At 69.2% G+C, this 25771-nt stretch carries 24 protein-coding genes; 14 read left to right on the top strand and 10 right to left on the bottom strand.

Going from position 1 to position 25771, the window contains the following annotated elements; all coding sequences use genetic code 11:
• Window positions 1-39: 39 nt before the first annotated feature.
• The 4 genes from H343_RS0111005 (at window position 40) to H343_RS0111020 (ending at window position 3425) form a co-directional block, all read left to right on the top strand.
• On the top strand, window positions 40-846 hold the full coding sequence (locus tag H343_RS0111005; protein WP_078505420.1) for a PspA/IM30 family protein: 807 nt from the start codon (window positions 40-42) through the stop codon (window positions 844-846).
• Window positions 847-935: 89 nt separating this feature from the next.
• A complete protein-coding gene (gene pspAA, locus H343_RS0111010; RefSeq protein ID WP_028431178.1) occupies window positions 936-1214 on the top strand; it encodes a PspA-associated protein PspAA in 279 nt (92 codons plus the stop codon).
• A 136-nt stretch (window positions 1215-1350) separates the two neighbouring features.
• Complete coding sequence (locus H343_RS30120; protein WP_051265074.1) at window positions 1351-2730, top strand: histidine kinase; 1380 nt, start codon at window positions 1351-1353, stop codon at window positions 2728-2730.
• Window positions 2727-3425: a response regulator transcription factor gene (locus tag H343_RS0111020; RefSeq protein ID WP_028431179.1), complete on the top strand. Its 699-nt coding sequence runs from the start codon at window positions 2727-2729 to the stop codon at window positions 3423-3425. Before H343_RS30120 ends, H343_RS0111020 begins: the two co-directional genes overlap by 4 nt.
• A 53-nt stretch (window positions 3426-3478) precedes the next feature.
• On the opposite strand, the gene H343_RS0111025 is transcribed toward H343_RS0111020, so the two are convergent.
• Together H343_RS0111025 and nadA are read right to left on the bottom strand one after the other, a co-directional pair.
• Window positions 3479-4360 (bottom strand): GNAT family N-acetyltransferase, encoded by an 882-nt coding sequence (locus tag H343_RS0111025; RefSeq protein WP_028431180.1) that lies wholly within the window; start codon window positions 4358-4360, stop codon window positions 3479-3481.
• 9 nt (window positions 4361-4369) lie between these two features.
• Window positions 4370-5566 (bottom strand): quinolinate synthase NadA, encoded by a 1197-nt coding sequence (gene nadA / locus H343_RS0111030; protein WP_037903486.1) that lies wholly within the window; start codon window positions 5564-5566, stop codon window positions 4370-4372.
• A 250-nt stretch (window positions 5567-5816) separates the two neighbouring features.
• Here nadA and H343_RS0111035 point away from each other — a divergent pair, with 250 nt between their 5' ends.
• Complete coding sequence (locus H343_RS0111035) at window positions 5817-6170, top strand: iron-sulfur cluster assembly accessory protein (RefSeq protein ID WP_028431182.1); 354 nt, start codon at window positions 5817-5819, stop codon at window positions 6168-6170.
• 264 nt (window positions 6171-6434) lie between these two features.
• Here the strand turns inward: H343_RS0111035 and H343_RS0111040 are convergent, their stop codons facing one another.
• Together H343_RS0111040 and H343_RS0111045 are read right to left on the bottom strand one after the other, a co-directional pair.
• Window positions 6435-8015: a hypothetical protein gene (locus H343_RS0111040; RefSeq protein WP_028431183.1), complete on the bottom strand. Its 1581-nt coding sequence runs from the start codon at window positions 8013-8015 to the stop codon at window positions 6435-6437.
• Window positions 8016-8147: 132 nt separating this feature from the next.
• The gene (locus H343_RS0111045; protein WP_028431184.1) at window positions 8148-8384 is read right to left on the bottom strand and encodes a hypothetical protein; all 237 of its coding nucleotides are present in this window, start codon (window positions 8382-8384) and stop codon (window positions 8148-8150) included.
• A gap of 138 nt (window positions 8385-8522) precedes the next feature.
• On the opposite strand from H343_RS0111045, the gene H343_RS0111050 reads away from it, so the two are divergent.
• A complete protein-coding gene (locus H343_RS0111050; protein WP_028431185.1) occupies window positions 8523-9497 on the top strand; it encodes a carbohydrate kinase family protein in 975 nt (324 codons plus the stop codon).
• Between the two features lie 102 nt (window positions 9498-9599).
• Here H343_RS0111050 and H343_RS0111055 read toward each other — a convergent pair whose 3' ends face one another.
• The gene (locus H343_RS0111055) at window positions 9600-11063 is read right to left on the bottom strand and encodes a cysteine desulfurase/sulfurtransferase TusA family protein (RefSeq protein WP_028431186.1); all 1464 of its coding nucleotides are present in this window, start codon (window positions 11061-11063) and stop codon (window positions 9600-9602) included.
• A 348-nt stretch (window positions 11064-11411) separates the two neighbouring features.
• Between H343_RS0111055 and ctaC the strand changes: the two genes are divergently transcribed.
• From ctaC to H343_RS0111075, 4 genes are all read left to right on the top strand, one after another.
• Window positions 11412-12407: an aa3-type cytochrome oxidase subunit II gene (ctaC, locus tag H343_RS0111060; protein ID WP_486586862.1), complete on the top strand. Its 996-nt coding sequence runs from the start codon at window positions 11412-11414 to the stop codon at window positions 12405-12407.
• Window positions 12404-14137: an aa3-type cytochrome oxidase subunit I gene (gene ctaD, locus H343_RS0111065; protein WP_028431188.1), complete on the top strand. Its 1734-nt coding sequence runs from the start codon at window positions 12404-12406 to the stop codon at window positions 14135-14137. Before ctaC ends, ctaD begins: the two co-directional genes overlap by 4 nt.
• Window positions 14134-14532 carry a cytochrome c oxidase subunit 4 gene (locus tag H343_RS0111070; RefSeq protein WP_028431189.1) on the top strand — a complete coding sequence of 133 codons (399 nt, stop codon included), beginning with the start codon at window positions 14134-14136 and terminating at the stop codon, window positions 14530-14532. The genes ctaD and H343_RS0111070 overlap by 4 nt, the downstream gene beginning before the upstream one ends.
• 119 nt (window positions 14533-14651) lie before the next feature.
• On the top strand, window positions 14652-15911 hold the full coding sequence (locus H343_RS0111075) for an Ig-like domain-containing protein (RefSeq protein ID WP_028431190.1): 1260 nt from the start codon (window positions 14652-14654) through the stop codon (window positions 15909-15911).
• A gap of 51 nt (window positions 15912-15962) precedes the next feature.
• Here the strand turns inward: H343_RS0111075 and H343_RS0111080 are convergent, their stop codons facing one another.
• Complete coding sequence (locus tag H343_RS0111080; RefSeq protein WP_028431191.1) at window positions 15963-16379, bottom strand: hypothetical protein; 417 nt, start codon at window positions 16377-16379, stop codon at window positions 15963-15965.
• Between the two features lie 241 nt (window positions 16380-16620).
• On the opposite strand from H343_RS0111080, the gene ctaE reads away from it, so the two are divergent.
• The 4 genes from ctaE to qcrB all read left to right on the top strand — a co-directional run bounded on the left by ctaE (window position 16621) and on the right by qcrB (window position 20840).
• On the top strand, window positions 16621-17241 hold the full coding sequence (gene ctaE / locus H343_RS0111085; RefSeq protein ID WP_028431192.1) for an aa3-type cytochrome oxidase subunit III: 621 nt from the start codon (window positions 16621-16623) through the stop codon (window positions 17239-17241).
• Window positions 17242-17332: 91 nt separating this feature from the next.
• Complete coding sequence (qcrC, locus tag H343_RS0111090; protein ID WP_028431193.1) at window positions 17333-18145, top strand: cytochrome bc1 complex diheme cytochrome c subunit; 813 nt, start codon at window positions 17333-17335, stop codon at window positions 18143-18145.
• Entirely contained in the window at window positions 18142-19209 is a 1068-nt protein-coding gene (gene qcrA, locus H343_RS0111095; protein WP_037903426.1) for a cytochrome bc1 complex Rieske iron-sulfur subunit, read from the top strand. Before qcrC ends, qcrA begins: the two co-directional genes overlap by 4 nt.
• Entirely contained in the window at window positions 19206-20840 is a 1635-nt protein-coding gene (qcrB, locus tag H343_RS0111100; protein ID WP_028431195.1) for a cytochrome bc1 complex cytochrome b subunit, read from the top strand. Before qcrA ends, qcrB begins: the two co-directional genes overlap by 4 nt.
• 105 nt (window positions 20841-20945) lie before the next feature.
• Here qcrB and H343_RS0111105 read toward each other — a convergent pair whose 3' ends face one another.
• Genes H343_RS0111105 through H343_RS0111120 form a run of 4 tightly spaced genes read right to left on the bottom strand, consistent with a single transcriptional unit; the run spans window position 20946 to window position 25740 of the window.
• Entirely contained in the window at window positions 20946-22334 is a 1389-nt protein-coding gene (locus H343_RS0111105; RefSeq protein ID WP_486586863.1) for a cytochrome P450, read from the bottom strand.
• Between the two features lie 29 nt (window positions 22335-22363).
• Window positions 22364-23734: a cytochrome P450 gene (locus H343_RS0111110; RefSeq protein ID WP_028431197.1), complete on the bottom strand. Its 1371-nt coding sequence runs from the start codon at window positions 23732-23734 to the stop codon at window positions 22364-22366.
• A gap of 9 nt (window positions 23735-23743) precedes the next feature.
• Entirely contained in the window at window positions 23744-24676 is a 933-nt protein-coding gene (locus H343_RS30125) for a terpene synthase family protein (RefSeq protein ID WP_051265004.1), read from the bottom strand.
• The gene (locus tag H343_RS0111120) at window positions 24673-25740 is read right to left on the bottom strand and encodes a polyprenyl synthetase family protein (RefSeq protein ID WP_028431198.1); all 1068 of its coding nucleotides are present in this window, start codon (window positions 25738-25740) and stop codon (window positions 24673-24675) included. Before H343_RS0111120 ends, H343_RS30125 begins: the two co-directional genes overlap by 4 nt.
• Window positions 25741-25771: the final 31 nt, after the last annotated feature.

Genomic DNA, 25771 nt, shown 5'->3' on the forward strand with positions numbered 1-25771 from the left:
TGAGGCTCAGTCCGTTTACGAAGGGGGCGCGCGAGGCCCATGAGCGGTGTCATGAAGCGGATGGGGATGCTCTTCCGCGCGAAGGCGAACAAGGCCCTGGACCGGGCCGAGGACCCCCGCGAGACGCTCGACTACTCGTACCAGAAGCAGCTCGAACTGCTGCAGAAGGTGCGCCGCGGTGTCGCGGACGTCGCGACGTCCCGCAAACGGCTCGAGCTGCAGCTCAGCCAGTTGCAGGGCCAGTCCTCCAAGCTGGAGGAGCAGGGCAAGAAGGCCCTCGCGCTGGGCCGTGAGGACCTGGCCCGCGAGGCGCTCTCCCGGCGTGCGGCCCTGCAGCAGCAGGTCACGGACCTGGAGTCGCAGCACCAGACGCTCCAGGGCGAGGAGGAGAAGCTGACCCTCGCCTCGCAGCGGCTGCAGGCCAAGGTCGACGCGTTCCGCACGAAGAAGGAGACCATCAAGGCCACCTACACCGCCGCCCAGGCGCAGACCCGTATCGGCGAGGCCTTCTCCGGCATCTCCGAGGAGATGGGCGACGTCGGCATGGCCGTCCAGCGCGCCGAGGACAAGACCGCGCAGCTGCAGGCCCGCTCCGGGGCCATCGACGAGCTGCTCGCCTCCGGTGCGCTCGATGACCCCTCCGGCATGGCCAAGGACGACATCACGGCCGAGCTCGACCGGCTCTCCGGCGGTACCGACGTCGAAATGGAGCTGCAGCGGATGAAGGCCGAACTGGCCGGCGGCAGCGGCAGCGGCGACAAGCAGGCCATCGAGGGCGGCAACAGCGCCGGCCAGGGCGAGCAGGCGCAGCAGCAGTCCCAGGACACACCCAAGTTCGAGAAGTAGCCCCCGGGCGGACAGCGGGAGCCGGCAGCGCGGGCACCGACGCGACACATCGGCGAGCGGCTGACGGCCCCACGCAGAAGGAGAGCGACATGATCGTGCGGATCATGGGGGAAGGCCAGGTGAAGCTGGACGACAGCCACTTCGCCGAGCTGAACAAGCTGGACGACGAGCTGCTCGCCGAGATGGAGACCGGGGACGGGGAAGGTTTCCGGCGCACCCTGACCGCGCTGCTGAGCGCGGTACGCACCATGGGCACCACGCTTCCCGACGATGTGCTGGAACCTTCGGAGCTGATCCTGCCTTCGCCCGACGCGTCGCTCGAAGAGGTACGGGAGATGCTCACCGACGACGGCCTCATCCCGGGCTGAGCGGCCCCCGGGGGCCGGTGGCAGCGCCGCCGCCCGTGCCCCTGCCGGGCTCCGGCCGGCGGCTGTGGAGAGCCTTAGCGTGCCTGACGTGACGACGAACCCCGCGGTCGGCGCCCTGTGCCGGGCGCGCCGGAGCATGCGCGCGCACCCGTACGCCGTGGACGGGCTGATAGCGCTCGGCGTCCTCTGCGCGATCCTGCTGAGCGCGGCCGCCGACGCGCACGGCCACGGCCGCCCGCACTTCGGTGAGCGCGACGTCCACCCCCTGACGATCACGCTGGCGGCCCTGGCCTGCTCGGCGCTGGTGCTGCGCCGCCGTACGCCGATGCCGGTGCTGTGCGTGACCACCGCCCTCACCGTCTTCGGACTGATCAGCGACCCGCGCATCGGCGCACCCCCTGAGGGGCACCGGGCACCCATCGTGATCGCCGCGATCATCGCTCTCTACACGGTCTCCAACCGGACCGACCGTGTGACGAGCGTGCGCGTGGGTGCCGTCACCGTCGGTGTGCTCACCGCCGCGGGAATGCTGCTGAGCGGCCGTCCCTGGTACGCGCAGGAGAACCTGGGCATCTTCGCCTGGACCGGGCTGGCCGCCGCGGCCGGAGAGGCCGTACGCAGCCGCCGGGCCTTCATCGACGCCATCCGTGAGCGCGCCGAACGCGCCGAGCGCACCCGTGAGGAGGAGGCGCGGCGGCGGGTCGCCGAGGAGCGGATGCGCATCGCACGCGAACTGCACGACGTGGTCGCCCACCACATCGCCCTCGTCAACGTGCAGGCCGGGGTCGCCTCTCATGTGATGGACCTGCGTCCGGACCAGGCCAAGCAGGCCCTCGCGCACGTACGGGAGGCGAGCCGGCACGCCCTCAACGAACTGCAGGCCACCGTCGGCCTGCTGCGCCAGTCGGGGGAGAGCACCGCTCCGACCGAACCGGCGCCGGGGCTCGGTGTGCTGGACGAACTGGTCGAGGGCTTCACCCGGGCGGGGCTGTCCGTCACCGTCTCCGTCTCCCCTCAGGACGCGTCCGCGGCGGAGGGGCCGTCGCTGCCCTCGGCGATCGACCTGACCGCCTACCGGGTCGTTCAGGAGGCGCTGACCAATGTTCAGAAGCACGTCGGACCCGGCGCGCACGCCGAAGTGCGCATCGCGGCGACTCCGGCCTCCCTGGAGGTCACGGTGACCGACGACGGCGCGGGCACCGCCGCGGAGCCGGCGAAGGAGCCCTCCGGGACGGGGGAGCCTCCAGGGACGGGGGAGTCTCCCGCGCAGCCCGCCGGAACCGGACCGCCGGCCGCCCCCGCACGGGCGCCGGGTGAGGCGCCGGGGGAGGACGCCACGAGCGGGGGACACGGACTGATCGGCATGCGCGAGCGTGCCGCCGCCCTGCACGGCGTGTGTGAGACGGGGCCGCTGCCCGGCGGCGGCTTCCGTGTGCACGTACAGCTGCCGCTGCAGCCTTCGGCCCGGGACGGGCGGGCCCCGCGGACACAGGCCCAGGAGGGTGCGTCCGCATGACGATCCGGGTGGTGCTGGCCGACGACCAGACGCTGCTGCGCAGCGCGTTCAGGGTGCTGGTCGACTCCGAGCCCGACATGGAGGTCGTCGGCGAGGCGTCCGACGGGGACGGGGCCGTGGAGGCCGTACGCGGGACCGGGGCGGACGTCGTCCTGATGGACATCCGTATGCCCGGCAGCGACGGTCTCGCCGCCACTCGCGCCATCAGCGGCGACCCCGCGCTCTCCGCGGTCCGGGTGGTCATCCTCACCACGTTCGAGGCGGACGACTACGTCGTTGAGGCGCTGCGCGCCGGGGCCTCCGGCTTCCTCGGCAAGGGCGCCGAGCCCGAGGAGCTGCTCGCCGCGATCCGTACGGCCGCCAAGGGCGACGCACTGCTCTCCCCGGCGGCCACGAAGGGACTGATCGCCTCCTTCCTGGCACAGGGCGCCCCGCATCCGGCCGGCGGCAGCCCGGCGGGGGACGCGTCCGGCGCCGGCCGGGGGGCGCTGGAGGTGCTCACGGGACGTGAACGCGAGGTGCTCACGCTGATCGGCGGCGGTCTCAACAACGAGGAGATCGCGGAGCGGCTGACAGTCAGCCCGCTGACCGTCAAGACGCACGTCAACCGGACCATGTCGAAGCTGGCGGCGCGCGACCGGGCCCAGCTCGTCGTCGCGGCCTACGAGAACGGACTGGTGCGGCCCGGGAGCTGACCCCGGTCCCCGGTCCCCGGTCCCCGGCCGCCGGGGTGGCCGGGGCCGCGGCCTCAGAGGAAACCGCCCGAAGGGATGTAGGGACTGGGCGGGCGCATGCCGCGCAGACAGACGTAGCCGCCGGTCGTGACCTCCATACCCGCCGCCAGCCCGACGTCGAGAGCCCACTGCTGCTCGGCCGTGAGGCCGTGGACCGCGGCCGTGGAGCCCTCGGGCAGGCTCAGCAGTGCCGCGGTCAGGAGCCGCGTGGCCAGGCGCCGCGAGGTGGCCGCCAGCAGCTCCACCCTGCCGTCTTCGTCGAAGTAGCAGTAGCCGCTGCCCGCGAGGTCGTCGGCGACGAACAAGCGGCGGTGGCGCAGCAGATACTCGTGGTCCGGGCCGTGCGCGCCGCCGCGCAGCCGCCGGTCGAGAGAGTCCATCAGGTCGCGGTGCGCGGCGGACCCCACGACGGCCGGGCCGTCGGGGTCGGCGAGTCCGGCGTGGTCGACCGTCCCGCGCAGCCGCATCGCCGGATGCAGGTCGAAGCCCGCCCGGCGGTACGCGCGGGCAGCCACCGGATGACGCGAGCCGAGGACCATGCCGCGCAGGCATGCCCTGCCGTACTGGAGAGTCCGCTCCAGAAGCGCGGTGCCCACGCCTCTGCCCTGGGCCTCGGGCAGTACGACGAGCAGTGCCAGCCCCCAGGTGCCCTCCCGGATCAGCGACTGCGCGGCGCCCACCGGCCGGCCGTCGGCGCCGGTGGCGAGCCAGCTTCCGGCGGGGTCCGTACGCACCAGATGCCGGACGCGCTCGCGCCGCCGCGCCGCCTGCCGCGGTCCGGGCTCCGGGAGAGGGGCCTCGTCCTTCGCGGCGGCGGATGCGGCGAAGGACGCCTCGGCCAGCCGCCGTACGGCCTCGGCGTCCTCGTCGCTCTCCCGTGCCGGTCGCAGCAGCATTGCCGCAGGCTACGGCAGGGCCAGCATCCGCTCCAGGGCGAGTTTCGCGAACTTCTCGGTCTCCTCGTCCACTTCGATCCGGTTGACGACCTTGCCGTCCGCCAGCGATTCCAGTGCCCAGACCAGATGGGGCAGGTCGATCCGGTTCATGGTCGAGCAGAAGCAGACCGTGCGGTCGAGGAAGACGACCTCCTTGTCGGGGGCGTGACGTTTCGCCAGCCGCCGCACCAGGTTCAGTTCGGTGCCGATCGCCCACTTCGAGCCGGCGGGGGCGTCCTGGAGCGTCCTGATGATGTACTCGGTCGAGCCGACCTGGTCGGCGGCGGCGACCACCTCGTGCTTGCACTCGGGGTGCACGAGGACGTTGACGCCGGGGACGCGGGCGCGTACGTCGTGCACGGAGTCCAGCGAGAAGCGGCCGTGGACGGAGCAGTGGCCACGCCAGAGGATCATCTTCGCGTCGCGCAGCTGCCGGGCGGTCAGCCCGCCGTCCGGCTTGTGCGGGTTGTAGACCACGCAGTCCTCCAGCGACATCCCCATGTCGCGGACGGCGGTGTTGCGGCCCAGGTGCTGGTCCGGCAGGAAGAGCACCTTGTTGTGCCGGCCGCCCTCCCGCGGCTGACCCTGTGCGAAGGCCCACTCCAGTGCGCGGCGGGCGTTGGAGGAGGTGCAGATCGTGCCGCCGTGCCTGCCGGTGAAGGCTTTGATGTCGGCGGAGGAGTTCATGTACGAGACGGGAACTGTGACGTCCGCCACGCCTGCCTCGGTGAGCACGTCCCAGCACTCGGCGACCTGCTCGGCCGTCGCCATGTCGGCCATGGAGCAGCCCGCGGCGAGGTCGGGCAGGACCACCCGCTGCTCGGCGGAGGTGAGGATGTCGGCCGACTCGGCCATGAAGTGCACGCCGCAGAAGACGATGTACTCCGCGTCGGGCCGTGCCGCCGCGTCCCGCGCCAGCTTGAAGGAGTCCCCGGTCACGTCGGCGAACTCGATGACCTCGTCGCGCTGGTAGTGGTGGCCGAGCACGAACACGCGTTCTCCGAGCTTGGCCTTCGCGGCGCGTGCACGCTCGACGAGGCCGGGGTCGGAGGGGGCGGGCAGGTCGCCCGGGCAGTCGACGCCGCGCTCGCTCTTCGGGTCGGACTCGCGGCCGAGCAGCAGCAGCGCGAGCGGGGTCGGCTGGACGTCCAGTGGCTGGGCGGTCACGGCACCCACCCTTTCTCTAGCGACGGAAGGCAGCTTTTCGTCTAACTGACGCTATTAATCATAACCGCTTCACGTCACTTTGACGATGCCGTTAGCGTCGATGTGACGCATTCCCACCCGCTCCGGCTGTGTGCGAGCATGAGGACCGAGAACGACGCAGAATTGAACGTGCCCGCCCTGGAATGAATCCGGGACGCCGCCGGTTCTCACCGGCGGCAGAGCAGTCCGACCAACCCCGGGAGAGAAGCAGATGTCCGTATCGGACGAGACCGCTGTGAGCGACGGCATCATCCTGTCCGACGCCGCCGCGGTGAAGGTCAAGAACCTGCTCGAGCAGGAGGGTCGTGACGACTTGGCGCTGCGGGTCGCCGTCCAGCCCGGTGGCTGTTCGGGGCTGCGGTACCAGCTCTTCTTCGACGAGCGCTCACTCGACGGCGACGTGGTCAAGGACTTCGACGGCGTGAAGGTCGTCACCGACCGGATGAGTGCGCCCTACCTCGGGGGAGCCTCCATCGACTTCGTCGACACCATCGAGAAGCAGGGCTTCACGATCGACAACCCCAACGCCTCGGGCTCCTGCGCCTGCGGTGACTCCTTCAACTGACAGGCAGCCGCGCCCGCCGGAGCACCGGCCGGCGCGCCGGGCCGAAGAGGACGAAGGCGGCGGACTCCCCCCACCAGGGGTCCGCCGCCTTCGTCGTTCCGCCCCCCCTCGGCCCCCTCGTCCACTGCGTCGTCCTCTGCGTTCCTGCGGGCCTCTCGCCCCGGCCGTGTCCTGTGCCGTGTCCTGTGCCGTGTCCTGTGCCGTGTCCGCCCGGCCGGCTGTCCCGGGCCGTCCCCGGTCGTCACCGCTCCGCGCGGGACGCCGTCACCCTCCGCGCGGCACACCCTCTCCGTCGCGTCCGTCCACGACCTCGCGGTCACCGAGAGCCTTCTCCAGCTCGACCTCGACCGTCTGCTGCTCGGCCATCTTCACGCAGACCTTCTTCGAGTCGCTCTTCTCGGGGCGGACGGTGACCTCGACCGTCTTCCCCGACTCCTCGGCGCTCGCCCTGTAGCCACCGCAGACCCCGCCCCAGAACGTCAGCTCCACGGTGCGTCCGTCGGCCTTGTAGGACGTGACGGCCTGGATCGGCGCGGGTGAACCGGGCTTCTGCGCCTGGCCCGGGTCCGGGCCGGAACCGGAGCCCGGTTCGGAGCCGTCCTGGCCCTTTCCGGGGTCGGCGCCCGTTCCGGCGGGCCCGGCCGGCTTCAGGAACTCCGGCTGGATCGCCGGGTGCGCGACGCTCGCCGTGTTCTCGCCGCCCTGCAGTTCGACCTCGTAGATCCACGACGGTACGAGCAGGGGCTTTCCGAGCGTGTAGCGCGTCACCAGGCCGAACTCGGCGTCCGTCACCTTGAGCGGCTCACTCGGCGCGACCGCGCCGGACTCGCCGGAAGGCTCCTGGGCGCCCTTGCCGGGCGCCGGCTCACGCACCGTGCCCGATCCGCCGGACGTGCCCGCCGCACCCTGCTTGTTGAGGTGCTTCAGCGTCTGCCCGGCCGTCATCACCGGGTAGGAGTCGCCCTTGCGGAGCTTCCCCAGACTGCCGTGTCCGCGTACGACCTTGCCGTCCTTGTCCACCGTGAAGGTGCTGTTCCAGTCCCTGGCGGGCATGCCGTCGACCTCGGGCGTCGCGCTCACCATGCGCATCGACCCGGTGGTCGTGCCGGCGTCCAGCTCGGCGCCGCGGAGATCCAGCGTCTTCAGCGCGGACTCCACGGCGCTCTTCGCCTCCTCCTCGGAGACGGGATCGCCCTTGCCGGAACCGGGCATGCCGGGACATGAGTCGGGGGCCTTCTCCGGCGGGCCGGACTGGGCAGGGGCGTCGCCGCCGGGGACCGTCGGCAGCGGCTTCGAGCAGGCCATGGCCGAGAGGTCCCCGCGCTGGAAGGTCCAGTTGCCCGCCGTGCGGCCGTCGTTCACCGTGAGCTGCGGGCGGGCGTCGGAGGCGCCCTCCTCGCCCACCACCCAGCGGCCGTCCTTCTTCTCCGGAGAGCCGGGGACGCCGAGTGTTTCCGCGAGCCGTGCGACCGCCCCGCGGGTGACGGAGGTGGGAGTGCGGTGGACGGAGGCCGCCTCAGGGCCCTCCGGCAGCTTCTTGTTCGCCTTGTAGGTCTGCGAGTTGTGCGGTTCGCCCGGCGCGACGCCGGGTTTGCCGTCCCCGCCGTCCTCCCCGCTGTGCTGCGCGGCGAGGCCGTCCAGCGCGAGCTTCGGGGGGTCCGACGTGCCGCCCGCCGGGGCGGAGTCGCTCCCGGCGTTCGAGGCCCAGTACGCGCCGCCACCGCCGGCCAGCAGTACGGCAGCCGCCACCACGACGGCGGACAGCTGACGCCCGCGGGCCCGCACGGGCTGCTCATCGCTCTCGGGGGTCTGCCCACTCCGGGTGGGAGACGGTTCGGTGCTCACGGCATTGCTCCTTCGGCTCCGCTCATCACTTCAGGTCCCGGCCTGTATGTGAGGACGCAGATGTGACGGAGACGGAGCCCGGAAGGTTCCCGCCGGTTTTTTTTCGCCGTGACGCCTCGCCCGCCCCTTGCGTCAGCAGTCGCCGTACTCGGACATGCCCTCCGTCAGGCGGGCGCCGGCAGCCGGTACGCGCACCCCGCCCAGCGCCTCATGTGCCGCCGGGAGCCGGGGAGTTCCGGCCGGGGCGGCGGAGAGGGAGGGGGAGGGGATGCCCGGGTCCGACCAGTGGGGAGCCATGCGGGCGGCCTCGCCGAGGAGCTGGTCCATCGACTCGGGTTCTGTGGCAGGGCGTGGCGTGATGTTCCGCATGCTGAAGACGCTACGCAGCAGGTGAGCTGCCCGGAAGGCCCTACTATCTGGTAATTACGTCCTGTTCGGATACGGGAGCCGAGCGGGTAGCGTGATGCTGCCATCCGACAGCGTCCTCCGACAGGAGCAGTTTTCGCCGTGCGTATCGCAGTCACCGGCTCCATCGCGAATGACCACCTGATGACGTTCCCCGGTCGGTTCGCCGACCAGCTGGTCGCCGACCAGCTGCACACCGTCTCGCTCTCCTTCCTCGTCGACACTCTCGACATCCGGCGGGGCGGGGTCGGCGCCAACATCGCCTTCGGTATGGGCCAGCTCGGGGCGAACCCGATCCTGGTCGGCGCCGCGGGAGAGGACTTCGAGGAGTACCGCGCCTGGCTCGACCGCCACGGTGTGGACACCGAATCGGTCCACATCTCCGAACTCAGGCACACGGCCCGCTTCGTGTGCACCACCGACTCGGCCCACAACCAGATCGGCTCGTTCTACACCGGAGCCATGAGTGAGGCCCGCCAGATCGAACTGCAGACCGTCGCCCAGCGCGTCGGCGGCCTCGACCTCGTCTGCATCAGCGCGGACGACCCGGAGGCCATGACCCGGCACACGGAAGAGTGCCGCAAGCGCAGCATTCCCTTCGCCGCCGACTTCTCGCAGCAGATCGCGCGGATGGACGGTCCGGACATCCAGACCCTTCTGGAGGGCGCGACCTACCTCTTCGCGAACGAGTACGAGAAGGAGCTCATCGAGACGAAGACCGGCTGGTCGGACAAGGAGATACTCGGCAAGGTCGGCACCCGTGTCGTCACGCTGGGAGCCAAGGGCGTCCGTATCGAACGGGAGGGCGAGGAGCCCATTCTCGTCGGCGTACCGGACGAGGAGGCCAAGGCCGACCCCACGGGCGTCGGCGACGCCTTCCGCGCCGGCTTCCTCTCCGGCCTCTCCTGGGGGGTCGGACTGGAGCGCGCCGCCCAGGTCGGCTGCATGCTGGCCACCCTCGTCATCGAGACGGTCGGCACCCAGGAGTACGAGCTGAAGCGCGCCCACTTCATGGACCGCTTCACGAAGCGCTACGGCGAGGACGCCGCGGCAGAGGTCTCCGCACATCTGCGCTGAGCGGGTTCCCGCGTGACGGGGCGGCCCTGTGAGGGGGCCGCCCCGCCCGTATGTACGGTGCGGTATGTCCCGGGCCGTCCGCTCCGAGGGGGCGTTCAGGCTTCAGTTCAGTCTGCGTACGCGGAACGACGTGCCCTCGGCGCCCAGGTACTCCTGGCCGCGCATCCCGCACCAGGCGGGGATGTCGACGCGTGCCGCCTCGTCGTCCGCCAGGACCGTGATCACGCCGCCCACCGGTACATCCCCGATCACCTTGGCCAGTTCGATCACGGGCAGCGGGCACAGCGTGCCCAGCGCGTCGACCGTGAGCCCGGAAGCGGGAGCCGCAGCGGCTGACCCGGCCGGAGGGGCGCCGGCGACGGCCTGCGCCTCTGCCGCCGAGGGTGCCTGCCGCTCCTCCTGCTCCTCCCGCCCTGCGACGGGGGCGTCGAGTTGTTCGCGTACTCCGCGCACCGCCTCCGGGAGCACCGCCAGGAAACGCTCGACGTCCGCCTCCAGCGCCTCCACCGACTCCGGCGGCCCCGGAGGCAGCGAGAGGCGGATGTTGCCCTCGGAGAGCACTCCCATCGCGCGCAGCACATGACTCGGTGTGAGCGTGCTGGACGTGCACGACGAGCCCGAGGAGACCGAGAAACCCTCCCGGTCCAGTGCGTGCAGCAGGGCTTCGCCGTCCACGTAGAGGCAGGAGAAGGTCACCACGTTCGGCAGCCGCCGCAGGGGGTCGCCGACGACCTCCACGTCCGGCACCAGTTCCGGCACCCGGGCCCGTACCCGGTCCACCAGCGGGCTCAGCCGGGCGGCCACGGCCTCCGCGTCCGCCCGTACGGCTCGCAGCGACGCGGCCGCGGCGACGACGGCGGGAATGTTCTCGAAGCCCGGCGCACGCCCCCGCTCGCGCTCGCCGGCCGGGGGAGGCGGGGAGTAGCGCACGCCCTTGCGCACGGCCAGCAGCCCCACCCCGGGCGGACCGCCCCACTTGTGCGCGCTGCCCGTCAGCAGCGACCAGCCGTCCGCCACCCGGCCCCACGCCAGGGACTGCGCCGCATCCACCAGCAGGGGGACACCGGCGCGCGTACACACCTCGGCCACCTCGCCGACCGGCTGCTCGGTGCCCACCTCGTGATTGGCCGACTGCAGACAGGCCAGCGCGGTCCCGTCGGTCAGTGCCGACCGCCACGCCTCCGCGCGGACACGGCCCGTACGGTCGGCCGGGACCTGTACCACCTCCCCGCCCGCCTCCTGGTGCGCCGCCGCCGCGTGCAGGACGGCGGAGTGCTCCACGGCGGAGACGGCCAGCCGCCGGCCCGCGCGGCGGCGGCCGGCGAGGGCGCCCGCGATGCCGGTGTGCAGCGCGTCGGTACCCGATGGGGTGAAAACCAGTTCGTCCGGGCGGCATCCGACCTCCTGCGCCGCGGTCTCGCGCGCCGCGTCCAGCAGCATCCGCGCCCGCCGTCCCTCCCGGTGCAGGCGGGCGGGGTCCGCCCACCCCTCGTCCAGCGAGGCGAGCAGTGCCTGCCGGGCGACAGGGTGCAGGGGTACGGAGGACGCGGCGTCGAAGTAGGGCACACGGGAACGCTAACGCGCTCCGTCCGGCCGCGGCTCCGCACGGACGGACCGGTACCCCGGACGGGACCGGCACCCGGACGGATCGCAGGACTCCGGCACGCGACGGGGCGTCAGGCGGGGCGGGCCGGGGGCGCTTCCCCCGCGCCCGGGAACTGCGTCGCAGGCGGTCCCGCGCCTCCGTGCCGCGTCGCGCGGCGCGTTGGGGACCCTCCCCGCAGGAGCTCAGGAACGGTCCAGTAAGGTTTGCCCCGCATAAACATCCAAACCCCTGCCCGCGCCAGGGCCCGCGCCCGACCTGCAAGACGGCCGAGCCCGGACGGCCGGGCGAGACTCTCGGGAAGGCGCTACGTGAGTCCCAACGGCTCCGACCTCCCCCACCGCCCCAAGGGCGTGGGCGGTACCCCCATGTCGCGGCGCCCGATGCGGCGGAAGCTGCAGCAGGCGCTCGCCGCGGGCCTGGTCCTGGTGACCGCCACCGGTTGCACCTCGAAGGACTTCCCCCGCCTCGGCATGCCCACCCCCGTCACGGACGAGGCCCCGCGAATCCTCTCCCTGTGGCAGGGCTCCTGGGCGGCAGCACTCGCCGTGGGCGTACTGGTCTGGGGCCTGATCGTGTGGAGCGTCGTCTTCCACCGGCGCTCCCGGACCAAGGTCGAGGTCCCCCCGCAGACCCGGTACAACATGCCGATCGAGGCCCTGTACACGGTGGTCCCCATCATCATCGTGGCGGTGCTCTTCTACTTCACCGCGCGCGACGAGACCAAGCTCCTCGCGACGTCCGAGAAGCCCGACCACGTCGTCAACGTCGTCGGCTTCCAGTGGAGCTGGGGCTTCAACTACATCGAGGACGTGGACGGCAACGCCCGCACCTCCAACACCGGCAGCAAGGAACTGGACGCCATCCCGGACCGGATGGCCAAGGGCTTCCCCAAGGGTGCAGAGGGTGTCTACTCGGTGGGCACGCCCGCCGAGCGGAACCCCCAGACCGGCAACCCGGGCCCGACGCTGTGGCTGCCCAAGGGCGAGAAGGTCCAGTTCATCCTGACCTCCCGCGACGTCATCCACTCCTTCTGGGTGGTGCCGTTCCTGATGAAGCAGGACGTCATCCCCGGCCATGTCAACCGCTTCGAGGTGACCCCCAGCAAGGAGGGCACCTTCGTGGGCAAGTGCGCCGAACTCTGCGGCGTCGACCACTCGCGGATGCTCTTCAACGTCAAGGTCGTCTCCCCGGAGCGTTACCAGAAGCACCTGGAGGACCTGGCCGAGAAGGGCCAGACCGGCTACATCCCGTCGGGTACCCCCACCACGGGCGGCGCCAAGAATGCGGAGACGAATAACCCGTGAGCATCCTCAACGAATCCAAGGGTGCCGCCGCCGAGAAGGCCGAGGCAGCACCGCCCGTACGACAGAAGACGCCCGGTGCCGTGGTGGTGGACTGGATGACCACCACGGACCACAAGAAGATCGGGACGCTGTACTTCGTCACATCGTTCGCCTTCTTCTGCATCGGCGGCGTCATGGCGCTGTTCATGCGCGCCGAACTCGCCCGGCCGGGCCTGCAGGTGATGTCGAACGAGCAGTTCAACCAGGCGTTCACCATGCACGGCACGATCATGCTGCTGATGTTCGCCACTCCGCTCTTCGCCGGCTTCGCCAACTGGATCATGCCGCTGCAGATCGGTTCACCCGATGTGGCCTTCCCGCGGCTGAACATGCTGGCGTACTGGCTGTACCTCTTCGGTTCGACCATCGCGGTCGGCGGCTTCCTCACTCCGCAGGGCGCCGCGAACTTCGGCTGGTTCGCCTACTCCCCGCTCTCGGACGCCGTCCGCTCGCCCGGCATCGGCGCCGACCTGTGGATCATGGGTCTGGCGCTCTCCGGTTTCGGCACCATCCTCGGCTCCGTCAACTTCATCACCACGATCATCTGCATGCGCGCACCCGGCATGACGATGTTCCGCATGCCGATCTTCACCTGGAACGTGCTGCTCACCGGTGTCCTGGTGCTGCTGGCCTTCCCGGTGCTGGCCGCCGCGCTCTTCGCGCTGGAGGCGGACCGCAAGTTCGGGGCGAACATCTTCGACTCCGCCAACGGCGGGGCGTTGCTGTGGCAGCACCTGTTCTGGTTCTTCGGGCATCCCGAGGTCTACATCATCGCGCTGCCGTTCTTCGGCATCATCTCCGAGATCGTCCCGGTCTTCAGCCGCAAGCCGATGTTCGGCTACATCAGCCTCATCGGCGCCACCATCGCGATCGCCGGTCTGTCGGTGACGGTCTGGGCGCACCACATGTACGTCACGGGGGGCGTGCTGCTGCCGTTCTTCGCCTTCATGACGTTCCTGATCGCGGTGCCGACGGGCGTGAAGTTCTTCAACTGGATCGGCACGATGTGGAAGGGCTCACTGTCCTTCGAGACGCCGATGCTGTGGTCGATCGGCTTCCTGATCACCTTCCTCTTCGGCGGTCTGACGGGCGTCATCCTGGCCTCGCCGCCGATGGACTTCCACGTCTCCGACTCCTACTTCGTCGTGGCGCACTTCCACTACGTCGTCTTCGGCACCGTCGTCTTCGCGATGTTCGCGGGATTCCACTTCTGGTGGCCGAAGTTCACCGGGAAGATCCTCGACGAGACCCTGGGCAAGATCACCTTCTGGACGCTGTTCATCGGCTTCCACGGCACCTTCCTCGTCCAGCACTGGCTGGGTGCGGAGGGCATGCCGCGGCGCTACGCCGACTATCTGGCCGCGGACGGATTCACCGCCCTGAACACGATCTCCACGATCAGCTCCTTCCTGCTGGGCCTGTCGGTCCTGCCGTTCCTCTACAACGTCTGGAAGACGGCCAAGCACGGCAAGAAGGTCGAGACCGACGACCCCTGGGGCTACGGCCGGTCGCTCGAATGGGCGACGAGCTGCCCGCCTCCGCGGCACAACTTCCTGTCGCTGCCGCGCATCCGCTCCGAGTCGCCGGCCTTCGACCTCCACCACCCCGAGATCGCGGCCCTCGACCAGCTCGGGGAGCACGAGGCCGCCGGTGACCGCACGCTCGTCGGCGGCAAGGAGGACGCAAAGTGAAGATCCAGGGCAAGATGTTCCTCGGCCTGGCCGTCTTCCTGCTGGCGGCTGCGATCATCTACGGCTGGTGGTCCAAGGAGCCGGTCGGTACGACGGGCCTGTTCCTGGCCTTCGGCCTGGCCGTGATGATCGGTTACTACCTGGCCTTCACCGCCCGCCGCGTGGACGCCGGTGCGCAGGACAACAAGGAAGCGGACGTCGCGGACGACGCCGGAGAGCTCGGCTTCTTCAGCCCGCACAGCTGGCAGCCGCTCGCCCTGGGCCTGGGCTCCGCCTTCGCCTTCCTGGGTGTCGCCTTCGGCTGGTGGCTGGTCTTCGTCTCCGCGCCGCTGCTCCTCGTCGGTCTCTTCGGCTGGGTCTTCGAGTACTACCACGGCGAGAACCGCACCCAGTGACGTAACGTAGTCGCCCAACTTCATACCGCAATCGTGTCGGCCCCCGGAAAATCACGGGGGCCGACACGTTTGCATGCGTCCAACAGGCCCTGAATTGTGCCCTTTCCTACCTTGGGCCTATGAATCACTCCTCGAATTCGAAGCGCCGGTTCTCGGCCGGCTGTGCCCTGACACTCGCGCCCCTCGCTGTCGGACTCACCTCGTGTGCGGGCAGCGGCGGCAACCCCCTGGCGGGAGCCCCGTACGACGCGAGCAACCAGATATCCGTGAGCGCGGGCGAGGAGGGGAGCATCATCGACTCCTCCCGCCCCCTGAAAGTGACGGCGACCTCCGGTGAGGGACGAATAGCCGACGTCACCGCCGTCGACACCGCCGGCCGCTTCCTGAGCGGAAAGCTTTCCAAGGACGGAAGCCAGTGGCAGAGCACCACACCCCTGGCGGCGGGCGTGCGCTACACCGTCCGCATCAGCACGGAGAACGGCGACGGGGAACAGGGGAGGCGGACGCTGAACTTCCAGACCAAGCCCGCCCACGCCAAGCGTCTCGGCGTCACCTTCGGCCCGGACGCCGGAACGTACGGGGTGGCTCAGCCCGTCACCGCCGAGCTGAGCCACAAGGTCAAGAGCGCCAAGGAGCGGCGGCTCGTCGAGCGTGCCCTGATCGTCAGGTCCAGCCCCAGGGTCGAGGGCTCCTGGCACTGGGTGGACAGCAAGGAGCTGCACTACCGCCCGAAGGAGTACTGGCCGGCCCACGCCACCATCGGTGTCGAGTCACGCCTGAAGGGCCTCAAGGTGCGCGACGGCCTCTACGGAGACACCGCCAAGCCGCTGAAGCTGAAGACGGGCGACCGGGTGGAGGCTCTCGCCGACGCGTCGGGCCTGGGAATGAAGGTCCGCAAGAACGGCAAGGTCGTCAAGGACATCCCGATCACCACCGGCAAGTCGGGCTTCGAGACCCGCAACGGCGTCAAGGTGATCCTGGGCCGTGAGTCCTACGTCCGGATGCGCAGCGGCAGCGTCGGCATCGGGGGAGGGGAGTCCTACGACCTGGGCGTCCACTGGGCCACCCGGCTCACCTGGAGCGGGGAGTACGTGCACGCCGCCCCCTGGTCCTCCGGCTCGCACGGCGTCTCCAACTCCAGCCACGGCTGTACGGGCATGAGCACCGGCAACGCCAAGTGGTTCTTCGACAACGTGCGCCCCGGTGTCCCGGTCACGCACGTGAACTCCGAAGGGGAGGACATGGCCCCCTTCGGCAACGGGTTCGGGGACTGGAACCTGTCCTGGAAGAAATGGAAGGAGGGAAGTGCCCTGCGTCCCGGCGCCCAGGACGGCGGCGGAGGTTCCGCCGAGACCGCCCGGCTCCGCCCCCAGGTCTGAGCCACCGGGGGCGGGCCCCTCGGACGGTCCACGGGGACGCCCGGGGACCGATCAGAGAGGCTGGACCTGAGCCGAGGCCCCGTTGCTGTCGCGGAGCAGCCCCGCCAGGGCGCCCGCGAAGGCGACGGGGTCGACCGGGTGCGAGACGGCCGCCTCCGCGCGGCTCCAGGAGGCGAGCCAGGCGTCCTGCGGGCGGCCGATGAGCAGCAGCACCGGGGGGCAGTCGAAGATCTCGTCCTTGATCTGCCGGCAGACGCCCATGCCGCCGGCGGGCGCGGTCTCGCCGTCGAGGACGCAGACGTCGATGTGCTGGTTCTCCAGTGTGCTCAGGACCGCGGGGAGAGTCGCGCACTCCACGTACTCGACGGCGGGCACGTCGGAGGCGGGCCGGCGGCCGGCGGCGAGCCGGATCTGCTCGCGGGTGTTGGCGTTGTCGCTGTAGACCAGCACCGTGGCGGTCGGCTGCATCGTTCCTCCGCTGAAGGCTCGCACGTGTTCACTCAGGGCGCCGGCGGGGGCCGGGCCCGGGGGCCTGCCGGCCCTCTTCGCGACGTGTCCGCGACGAGGGCCGCTGCGCGGATGTTACTCCTTCACCGGTCGCGTCAACACCGGCGCCCGTGGCCCTGCGGCGGCTTGTTTGAGCTGGAGACACCCCGCGGACACACCGAACGGCACCCCGGGAGTAAGCGCCGGATGAGCGACCGACATAATGTCGGTCGTGGCGACAGCAACAGCAGTAGAAACCGGGCACGCGCACCCGTCGGTCAACCGGCCGAACCTCACCAGCGTCGGAACCATCATCTGGCTGAGTTCCGAGCTGATGTTCTTCGCGGCCCTCTTCGCGATGTACTTCACTCTGCGGTCCGTGACGGGTGCGGACTACTGGAAGGAGCACGCCGAGGCGCTCAACATCCCCTTCTCGGCGACGAACACCACGATCCTGGTGCTCTCCTCGCTCACCTGTCAGCTCGGCGTCTTCGCCGCCGAGCGCGGTGATGTGAAGAGGCTGCGGGGCTGGTTCATCGTCACCTTCGTGATGGGCGCGGTCTTCATCGGCGGTCAGGTCTTCGAGTACACGGAGCTGGTGGAGCGGTACGGCATCACGCTCTCCTCGGACCCCTACGGGTCGGTGTTCTACATGACCACCGGCTTCCACGGGCTCCACGTGACGGGAGGGCTGATCGCGTTCCTGCTCGTGCTGGGCAGGACGTACGCGGCCAAGCGCTTCACCCATCAGCAGGCCACTGCGGCCATCGTCGTGTCCTACTACTGGCACTTCGTCGATGTCGTCTGGATCGGCCTCTTCGCCACGATCTATCTGATCAAGTAGCCGGCCGGGCGGCGCTCCGGCACACACCGGACAGAGTGACCAGAGACAACCAGAAGCACCGACGCAGAAGATCCTGACACCGGGGTAATCCGTGAAAAAGCTCTCCGCACGACGGCGCCATCCGCTGGCGGCGCTCGTCGTTCTCATCTTCGCGCTGGCGGCCACCGGGGGGCTGTACGCCGCGTTCGCTCCCGCCGGTGAAGCGAAGGCCGACCGGGCGTCGAGCCAGTCCCTCGCCATCGAGGAGGGCAAGAAGCTCTACGACGTGGGCTGTTCCAGCTGCCACGGAACCGGTGGCCAGGGCAGCAGCGACGGCCCGAGCCTGGTGGGCGTCGGCTCCGCCGCCGTGGACTTCCAGGTCGGCACCGGCCGGATGCCCGCGCAGCAGCCGGGCGCGCAGGTGCCCAAGAAGAAGAAGGTCTACAGCCAGGACGAGATCAACCAGCTCTCGGCGTACGTCGCCTCGCTGGGCTCGGGCCCGAGCACGCCCACCAAGAGCCAGTACGACCCGAGCGGCGCGGACCTCGCCAATGGAGGCGAGCTCTTCCGCACGAACTGCGCGCAGTGCCACAACTTCACCGGTGAAGGCGGGGCGCTGACGCACGGCAAGTACGCCCCGGGCCTCACCGACGTCGATCCGAAGTACGTCTACGAGGCCATGCAGACCGGCCCCCAGAACATGCCGACCTTTCCCGACACGGTGATGCCTGAGCAGGACAAGAGGGACATCGCCGCCTACCTGAAGACGGTGAACAGCAAGGACACCGAGCGGCCCGGAGGCTTCAAGCTGGGCGGTCTGGGTCCCGTCGTCGAGGGCCTGTTCGCCTGGATCTTCGGGCTCGGCGCGCTCATCGTCGTCGCTGTCTGGGTCGCAGCTCGGACCGCAAAGGCCAAGAAGTCATGAGCGAGACTGGATCACACGAGAACGTGTCAGACGAGAAACTGCCGAGCGCGCAGGAGAACGGTCACGGTGCCGTAGCCACCAAGGACGACCCGTTCGCCGACCCCGGACTGCCGCCGCACGAGCCACGCATCCAGGACGTCGACGATCGGGCCGCCAAGCGCTCCGAGCGTGTGGTCGCGATGTTCTTCACGGTCTCCATGCTGGCCACGCTGGGCTTCATCGTCAGCTTCGTGATGCTGCCCGTCGACAAGTTCGTCCGCATCTGGCCCCTCGGGAACATCAGCGCGCTGAACTTCGCACTGGGGACGACGCTCGGTGTGGCCCTCTTCTGCATCGGCGCGGGCGCGGTCCACTGGGCGCGCACCCTGATGTCGGACCACGAACTGACCGACGAGCGGCATGCGGTCTCGGCCGACACGGAGACGCGCTCGAAGGTCATGGAGGACTTCCGGCAGGGTGCCGCGGAGTCCGGGCTCGGCCGCCGTCCGCTCATCCGCAGGACCATGTTCGGCGCGCTGGCCCTGGTGCCGCTCTCCGGTGTCGTGCTGCTGCGTGACCTGGGGCCGCTGCCCAAGGACAAGCTGCAGCACACGCTGTGGGCCAAGGGCAAGCTCCTCATCAACGAGAACACGATGGAGCCGCTGCGTCCCGAGGACATCAGCGTCGGCTCGCTGACCTTCGCCATGCCCGAGGGGCTGGACCAGCACGACGAGGACTTCCAGAAGGAGATCGCCAAGGCGGCCCTGATGCTCGTCCGGCTGGAGCCCAGCGACATCAAGGACAAGCGGGAGCTGGACTGGTCCCACGAGGGGATCGTCGCCTACTCCAAGATCTGCACGCACGTCGGCTGTCCGGTCAGTCTCTACGAACAGCAGACGCACCACGTGCTCTGCCCCTGCCACCAGTCGACCTTCGACATGGCGGACGGTGCGCGCGTGATCTTCGGGCCGGCGGGTCACGCCCTGCCGCAGCTGAAGATCAGCGTCAACAGCGAAGGATTCCTCGAAGCGCAGGGCGACTTCGAAGAAGCCGTGGGCCCGGCCTTCTGGGAGCGTCGAGCATGAGCACTGCAAGCGAGAGCACCACATCCAAGCGTCAGGCACCCGCCGGTGAGCGTGTCGCCGACTGGGCCGACGGCAGGCTGGGCATCTACAGCCTCGCCAAGGCCAACATGCGCAAGATCTTCCCGGACCACTGGTCCTTCATGCTGGGTGAGATCGCGCTGTACAGCTTCATCATCATCATCCTCACCGGTGTCTATCTGACGCTGTTCTTCCACCCGTCGATGAACGAGGTGGAGTACCACGGCAGTTACGTGCCGATGCAGGGTGTGCTGATGTCGGAGGCGTACGCCTCCACCCTGGACATCAGTTTCGACGTCCGCGGCGGTCTGCTGATGCGGCAGATCCACCACTGGGCGGCGCTGATCTTCCTCGGCGCGATGTTCGTGCACATGATGCGCGTCTTCTTCACCGGCGCGTTCCGCAAGCCGCGTGAGATCAACTGGCTGTTCGGCTTCCTGCTGTTCGTGCTGGGGATGTTCACCGGCTTCACCGGCTACTCCCTGCCGGACGACCTGCTCTCCGGCACGGGCGTCCGGTTCATCGAGGGCGCGATCCTGTCCGTGCCGATCGTGGGCACGTATCTGGCGATGTTCATCTTCGGCGGTGAGTTCCCCGGGCACGACTTCGTGGCGCGGTTCTTCTCCGTGCATGTGCTGCTGCTGCCGGGCATCATGCTGGGCCTTCTGGTGGCCCACCTGATCCTGGTCTTCTACCACAAGCACACGCAGTTCGCGGGGCCCGGACGCAGCAACAAGAACGTGGTCGGAATGCCGCTGCTGCCGGTCTACATGGCCAAGGCGGGAGGCTTCTTCTTCCTCGTCTTCGGCGTCATCTCCGTCATCTCGGCGACCTTCACCATCAACCCGATCTGGCTGCTGGGCCCCTACCGCCCGGACCAGGTCTCCACCAACGCGCAGCCCGACTGGTACATGGGCTTCTCGGAGGGTCTGATCCGGGTCATGCCCGGCTGGGAGATCCACTTGTGGGACCACACCCTCGTGCTGGGTGTGTTCATCCCCTTCGCGGTCTTCCCGCTGGTGCTGGCGGCGATCGCGGTCTATCCGTTCATCGAGTCGTGGGTGACCGGCGACAAACGCGAGCACCACATCGCTCAGCGCCCTCGCAACGCCCCGACACGTACGGGTTTCGGCGCGGCCTGGATCAGCTGGTACACCGTCATGCTGATCGGCGGCGGCAACGACCTGGTGGCCACGCACTTCGATCTGTCGATCAACGCGATCACCTGGTTCGTGCGGATCGCCTTCTTCGTGGTGCCCGTGCTGGTCTTCATCGTGACGCGGCGGATCTGTCTCGGCCTTCAGCGCCGCGACAGGGAGAAGGTGCTGCACGGACGCGAGTCCGGCATCATCAAGCGCCTCCCGCACGGCGAGTTCATTGAGGTGCACGAGGAGCTCTCGCAGGAGCAGCTGCACACGCTCACCTCGCACGAGCAGCCCGAGCCGTACGAGATCGGCCCCGAGACGGACGAGAACGGGGTCCAGCGCAAGGTCGGCCGGGGCGAGAAGCTGCGCGCCCGGATGTCCAAGGGCTACTACGGTGAGCAGGCGCAGATTCCCAAGCCGACGGCCGAGGAGTACAGGGAGATCACCAGCGGTCACGGCCACCACTGAGCTGCCTCGGGCGGCGTCGTCCCCCTGAGGGCCGGGCGCCGCCCGCCCCTCAGGGGGACGACTGCCGCCTGAGGGAGTGGAAGCGGATCCGGTGCCTGCCCGTGGTCACCGCGGCGCGACGACCATCGGCAAGGGGCCGGGGACCAGGCTCATGGCGGCCCGTGGCCGTACTGTGGTCCCGGGAGCGGCGGGGTGCAGGCGCCACCGGGCGGCGAGAGCGGCGAGAGCGAGAGTCGCCTCCGTCATTCCGAAGACATCACCGATGCATTTGCGGCTTCCCCCGCCGAACGGCAGGTACGAGCCGCGGGCAACGTCCCCGGCCCTCGCGGGGAGCCAGCGGTCCGGGTCGAAGGTCTCCGGCTCCGGGAACAGCTCCGGAATGCGGTGGATGACGTACGGACTGACCAGGACATCCGCCCCGGCAGGCAGCCGGGTGCCTCCCAGTTCGGTCTCCTGTGTGGTCATCCGCGTGAACATCCACGCGGGCGGGTAGAGCCGCAGTGTCTCAGTAAGAATCCGCTGGGTCAGGGCCAGTTCTGGTACGTCGGCGTATTCCGGCGTGCGGCCGGCCAGCACCTCGTCCACCTCGGCGTGCAGTGCTTCTTCCACCGCGGGGTTGGCAGCCAGCAGGTGCCAGGCCCAGGCGAGCGCGCTGGCGGTGGTCTCCACTCCGGCCAGCAGCAGTGTCATGACCTGGTCGTGCACCTCCTGGTCGGACAGCCCGGCGTCGTTCTCGTCGCGGGCTGACAGGAGCGCGGAGAGGACGTCGTCGAGATCCTCCCCGGCCCGGCGCTGCCCGGCGATGATGCCTTGGATGAGGGTGTTCAGACGTGCGAGGGCCGCGTCGAACTCCCGGTGGGCCCTGAGCGGCAGCTTCTTGAACAGCCCAGTGGGGTCCATGGCCTGGCGGTAGGCGCCGTGCACGACGAGGGGCAGGCTGTGCTGGATCTCAGCGACCGACTGCGGCGCCATCTCGGTGGCGAAAAGCGCGCGGGCTGTGATCCGTGCGGTCAGTCCCTGCATGGCGTCACTGATGTCGACCGTCAGTCCCGGCTTCCATGCGAGTGCGAGGGCCTCGCACTCCGTGCGCATGACGTGGCCGTAACCGGCTATGCGCGCCTGCTGGAACGCGGGCTGCACCATACGCCTCTGCCGCCGGTGATCGGCCCAGTCGGAGGTGATGAGTCCGTTGCCGAGGATGGGACGTGCCTTCTCCTTGACCGGTCCGCCGGTGTCGTACACCCGTGCGTTGAGGAGCACTTGGTGCACCAGTTCGGGGTGGCAGGGGAGATAAGCCGGCCTGGTGCCGAGCCGCAGCACGACCAGATCGCCGAGGTCCGGTAGGGAGGACAGGAATTCCAGGGGCCGACGGCCCATGAGCAGGGCATGACCCGCCAGCGGTAGCCCGCGCGGCGCTTTCACCGTCCGCCAGGTGTGTGCGGGTGCATCGGAAGTGTTCTTCAACAGGTCGGTGTCCTTCTCTGGTGCGGTCACCCGGACTGGGCGGGAATGGGGTCGGGCGGTCAGCGCTGTTCGCAGACCATCGGCAACGGTCCTGGCTCCAGAGTGGCCTTGGGCTCCAGTCGCAGGCGTGTGCCGGGAAGCGGGCGCAGCCGCCAACGCGCGGCAATCGTCGCAACGATGACGGCCGTCTCGGAGAGGGCCAGCACGTCACCGATGCACTTGTGGCTGCCCGCCCCGAACGGCATCAGGGCACCGCGCGGAACCTGCTCGGCCCGCTCGTCCTGCCATCGTCCGGGATCGAAGGTCTCGGGGTCGGGGAAGAGCTCCGGGCTGTGGTGCAGCGCGTAGGCGCTGTAGAAGATCATCGTTCCGGCGGGAAGGCGCCGCCCTGCGAGTTCGTGTTCCGCCGACGTGACCCGCATCGCCATCCAGGACGGTGGATACAGCCGCAGTGCCTCGGTGATGACGCTCCGGGTGTACGGCAGGGCGGGCAGATCCTCATGGACGGGGGCGCGGTCTGCGACAACCGCGTCGATCTCCGCGTGCACCTGCTTCTCGACGTCGGGCCGGGTGCCCAGCAGATGGAAGGTGAAGGCCAGCGTCGAGGCCGTGGTCTCGCTGCCCGCGACCAGGAAGGTGACGACCTGGTCCAGCACCTGTTCTGCGCTCATTTTCCCGCCGCCGTCCGGATGCTCGGCGTGCAGCAGTGTGGAGAGCATGTCCTCTCCGTCTCCGTCTCCGTCTCCGTCGGCGTCGCGCCGGCGGTCGATGAGCTCCCGCACGATCTGCCGCAGTCGCGTGTTGGCGCGGTTGTACGCCCTGTTGCCGGGGGTGGGCAGCTTCTCCATGACTCCCAGCGGAGCCAGCGTGCGCTTGTAGATGCCGTGGGAGACGGTCCGCAGGCACTGCCGGGCCTCCTCGACCGTCACATCGTCGAGGCCCGTGGAGAACAGGGTGCGTGCAGCGACACGCATCAGTAGTGCGTGCATCGCGTCGCTGATGTCCAAGGTCTGCCCAGGCTGCCAGGAGTCGATCACGGAGCGGGTGTCCGTCGCCACGCCGGCGGTGTATGAGGCAATTCTGGCCGGGCGGAAGGCCGGCTGGATCAGACGGCGCTGGAGGCGGTGGTCCTCTCCGCGTGACACCGACAAGCTGTTGCCCAGCAACTGCCGCGCCTTGTCGAAGACTCCGCCCTTGTCATAGACCCGTGGGCTGAGAAGCACGTGACGGACCAGGTCGGGATGGGCGGCGAGATAGGCCCGCCGGTGTCCGAGCCGGATCTCCACCAGGTCGCCGTGGGCCGGAAGCGAAGCCAGGAACCGCAGCGGCCGGCGCCACAGCGCGATGACATGACCCAGTACCGGAAGACCGCCGGGTGCGGCGCCCGTCCGCCATGCTCGCGGGGTAGGGGACAGAGGTGCGGAACGCATCGGAACTCCCTACTGGATACGCGAGTTGACGTCATTCACAGCTGCGCGATAACGGCGGTCGCGGGTGGTCCACAGGAAGTTGCCACGTATGAGGTCGAAGAGAACCTCCCGTGTGACCTCGTCGAACGCGGAGATGCACTCCATGTCCTCGTCCATGTCGGCAATGCGGGCCCCGAAATAGCGGCGGAAGTCGTCCTCGTCGTTCACGTCGCACAACCGGAAACAGTTGGTGATCTGTCCGAGCGCGTTCTCCCGGTCGTACGAATAGAAGTCATTGACGACGGCCAGCCCTCGGGTGGCCAAGCGGGCGGCCAGGCCTGTCTTGGAGTGTTCGGTAAGCTCCGGGTGGCGGTAGATCGGATAGGACATCTTCATCCAGAAGTCCACACCCACGTCAGTGACCCGGAAGCGGAAGTACTGCTCCGGTGAGGTGCTGCACAGCACCTCCTTCACGGAGGAGTCGCGGAACATGTGGTCGCTGGTGACGAACGCGCGTGCGCCTTCGAACGCGAATGCCGCGTCCTCCCTGCTGTAGTACCGGTCGCACACCGCGCGAACCTGGGGCAGGAAGAGGTCGAAGTCGTGCAGTCCCGGGTCCATGTCGTCCCACACGAACGTGATGCAGTTGAGCACGCAGACGGCCTTGAACGCCTCCATGTCCCTGATGTTGCGGGCGCTTTGCGACCACCTGACGACATTCATGTAGGAGATCCACCGCTTGTCGGATACCTCCTTGCCGAGCGGCGTGATCGCTGTGTTGCATGCGTCGATGACCTCGCGCAGTTCGCCTTCCGTCATCTCTGCCTTGCGCGCCTCATGGCCGACGTGGCGGGTGAACAGTTCGGCGAAGCGGTCGGTGCACTCCTGCCAGTACCGCTGGACCGAGGCAGGTTCACCGTTCGGGGCCGTGCGGGCAGCGGCGGGAGTGGTATCGGTACTCAAGAGTTCCTCCAAGTGGCAGTGTCGGCGAACTGCTGCAGGGCGGCGATCGCCTCCCGGGTGAACGGAGCATGTTCCAGGGCCTGCAGGGCCCGCCGGTGACGGTCCTCGATCATGCGTTCCACGGCGTCCGCGGCGCCGGTGGCCGCGAAGACGGCGAAAATCTCGGCGAGTTCACGTTCATCCAGCCGGGGGTTTCCGAGCAGCGCGCGGAGCCGGGAGGTCTGCACCGCGTCGCCGTGGCGAAGCGCCAGGGCGACGAGCGTGGTGCTCTTGCCTGCGCGGAGGTCGTCCAGGCGCGACTTGCCGGTTTCTCCGACATCTCCGTACACGCCCAGCAGATCGTCGCGGAGCTGGAATGCCTCACCGAGGGGTATGGCGTACGCGGTGAAGGCACCGAACATCTTCGGGCCCGCCCCTGCCAGCGCCGCCCCGATGTGCAAGGGCCGCTCGACCGTGTACTTGGCTGTCTTGAGCCGGCTGACGCTCAGCGTGGCGTCGACGTCGTTCGTCAGTTCACCGGTGGCCCGCAGGTCGAGGTACTGGCCGAGCATCACCTCGGTCCGCATCCGACTGATCAGGTGTGACGCCGCGCCGAGCTGTTCGTGGGTGAGCCCAGAGGTGTGCAGCAGTTCGTCGGACCAGGAGAATACGAGATCACCGACGAGTATCGCCGCCCTCGCGCCGAACTGCTCGTCGGCGCGGACCGGGTGAGCTTCGGCAAGTAACCTGTGCATCGCCGGACGGCCGCGCCGGATGTGGCTCTCGTCCATGATGTCGTCGTGGATGAGGGCGAAGGTATGGAACAGCTCCAATGACGCGGCTACCTGGAGGACGGATTCACTCGCTCCCTCTCCGCCGGCGGCATGCCAGCCTGTGACGGTCAGGAGCGGACGTATTCGCTTGCCCCCCAGGAGGAACTCCGCGACGAGCTTCGGAAGAAGGGCCAGCTCTGTCTGCTCGAGTTCATCTCCCTTCGCCGTCAGGAAATCTTCGAGCACCGTATCGACGGCCTGTCTCGTGCTGCTGGTGTCGATGATTCCGGAAGGCGCATTCTGGGTGTTCACGTATTCTGCCATCCCTCTCGTGAATCAGGTG

Source organism: Streptomyces sp. TAA204 (assembly GCF_000424965.1).

What these genes read in the sequence shown, in the direction of transcription:
- H343_RS0111025 (WP_028431180.1), bottom strand. Translation starts at nt 4,360, where the DNA reads ATGCTGCTGCGACCGGCACGGGAGAGCGACGAGGACGCCGAGGCCGTA.
- H343_RS0111080 (WP_028431191.1), bottom strand. Translation starts at nt 16,379, where the DNA reads ATGCAGCCGACCGCCACGGTGCTGGTCTACAGCGACAACGCCAACACC.
- H343_RS0111035 (WP_028431182.1), top strand. Translation starts at nt 5,817, where the DNA reads ATGTCCGTATCGGACGAGACCGCTGTGAGCGACGGCATCATCCTGTCC.
- H343_RS0111045 (WP_028431184.1), bottom strand. Translation starts at nt 8,384, where the DNA reads ATGCGGAACATCACGCCACGCCCTGCCACAGAACCCGAGTCGATGGAC.
- H343_RS0111075 (WP_028431190.1), top strand. Translation starts at nt 14,652, where the DNA reads ATGAATCACTCCTCGAATTCGAAGCGCCGGTTCTCGGCCGGCTGTGCC.
- pspAA (WP_028431178.1), top strand. Translation starts at nt 936, where the DNA reads ATGATCGTGCGGATCATGGGGGAAGGCCAGGTGAAGCTGGACGACAGC.
- H343_RS0111110 (WP_028431197.1), bottom strand. Translation starts at nt 23,734, where the DNA reads ATGCGTTCCGCACCTCTGTCCCCTACCCCGCGAGCATGGCGGACGGGC.
- ctaE (WP_028431192.1), top strand. Translation starts at nt 16,621, where the DNA reads ATGTCGGTCGTGGCGACAGCAACAGCAGTAGAAACCGGGCACGCGCAC.
- H343_RS0111005 (WP_078505420.1), top strand. Translation starts at nt 40, where the DNA reads ATGAGCGGTGTCATGAAGCGGATGGGGATGCTCTTCCGCGCGAAGGCG.
- H343_RS0111020 (WP_028431179.1), top strand. Translation starts at nt 2,727, where the DNA reads ATGACGATCCGGGTGGTGCTGGCCGACGACCAGACGCTGCTGCGCAGC.
- H343_RS30120 (WP_051265074.1), top strand. Translation starts at nt 1,351, where the DNA reads ATGCGCGCGCACCCGTACGCCGTGGACGGGCTGATAGCGCTCGGCGTC.
- qcrA (WP_037903426.1), top strand. Translation starts at nt 18,142, where the DNA reads ATGAGCGAGACTGGATCACACGAGAACGTGTCAGACGAGAAACTGCCG.
- qcrB (WP_028431195.1), top strand. Translation starts at nt 19,206, where the DNA reads ATGAGCACTGCAAGCGAGAGCACCACATCCAAGCGTCAGGCACCCGCC.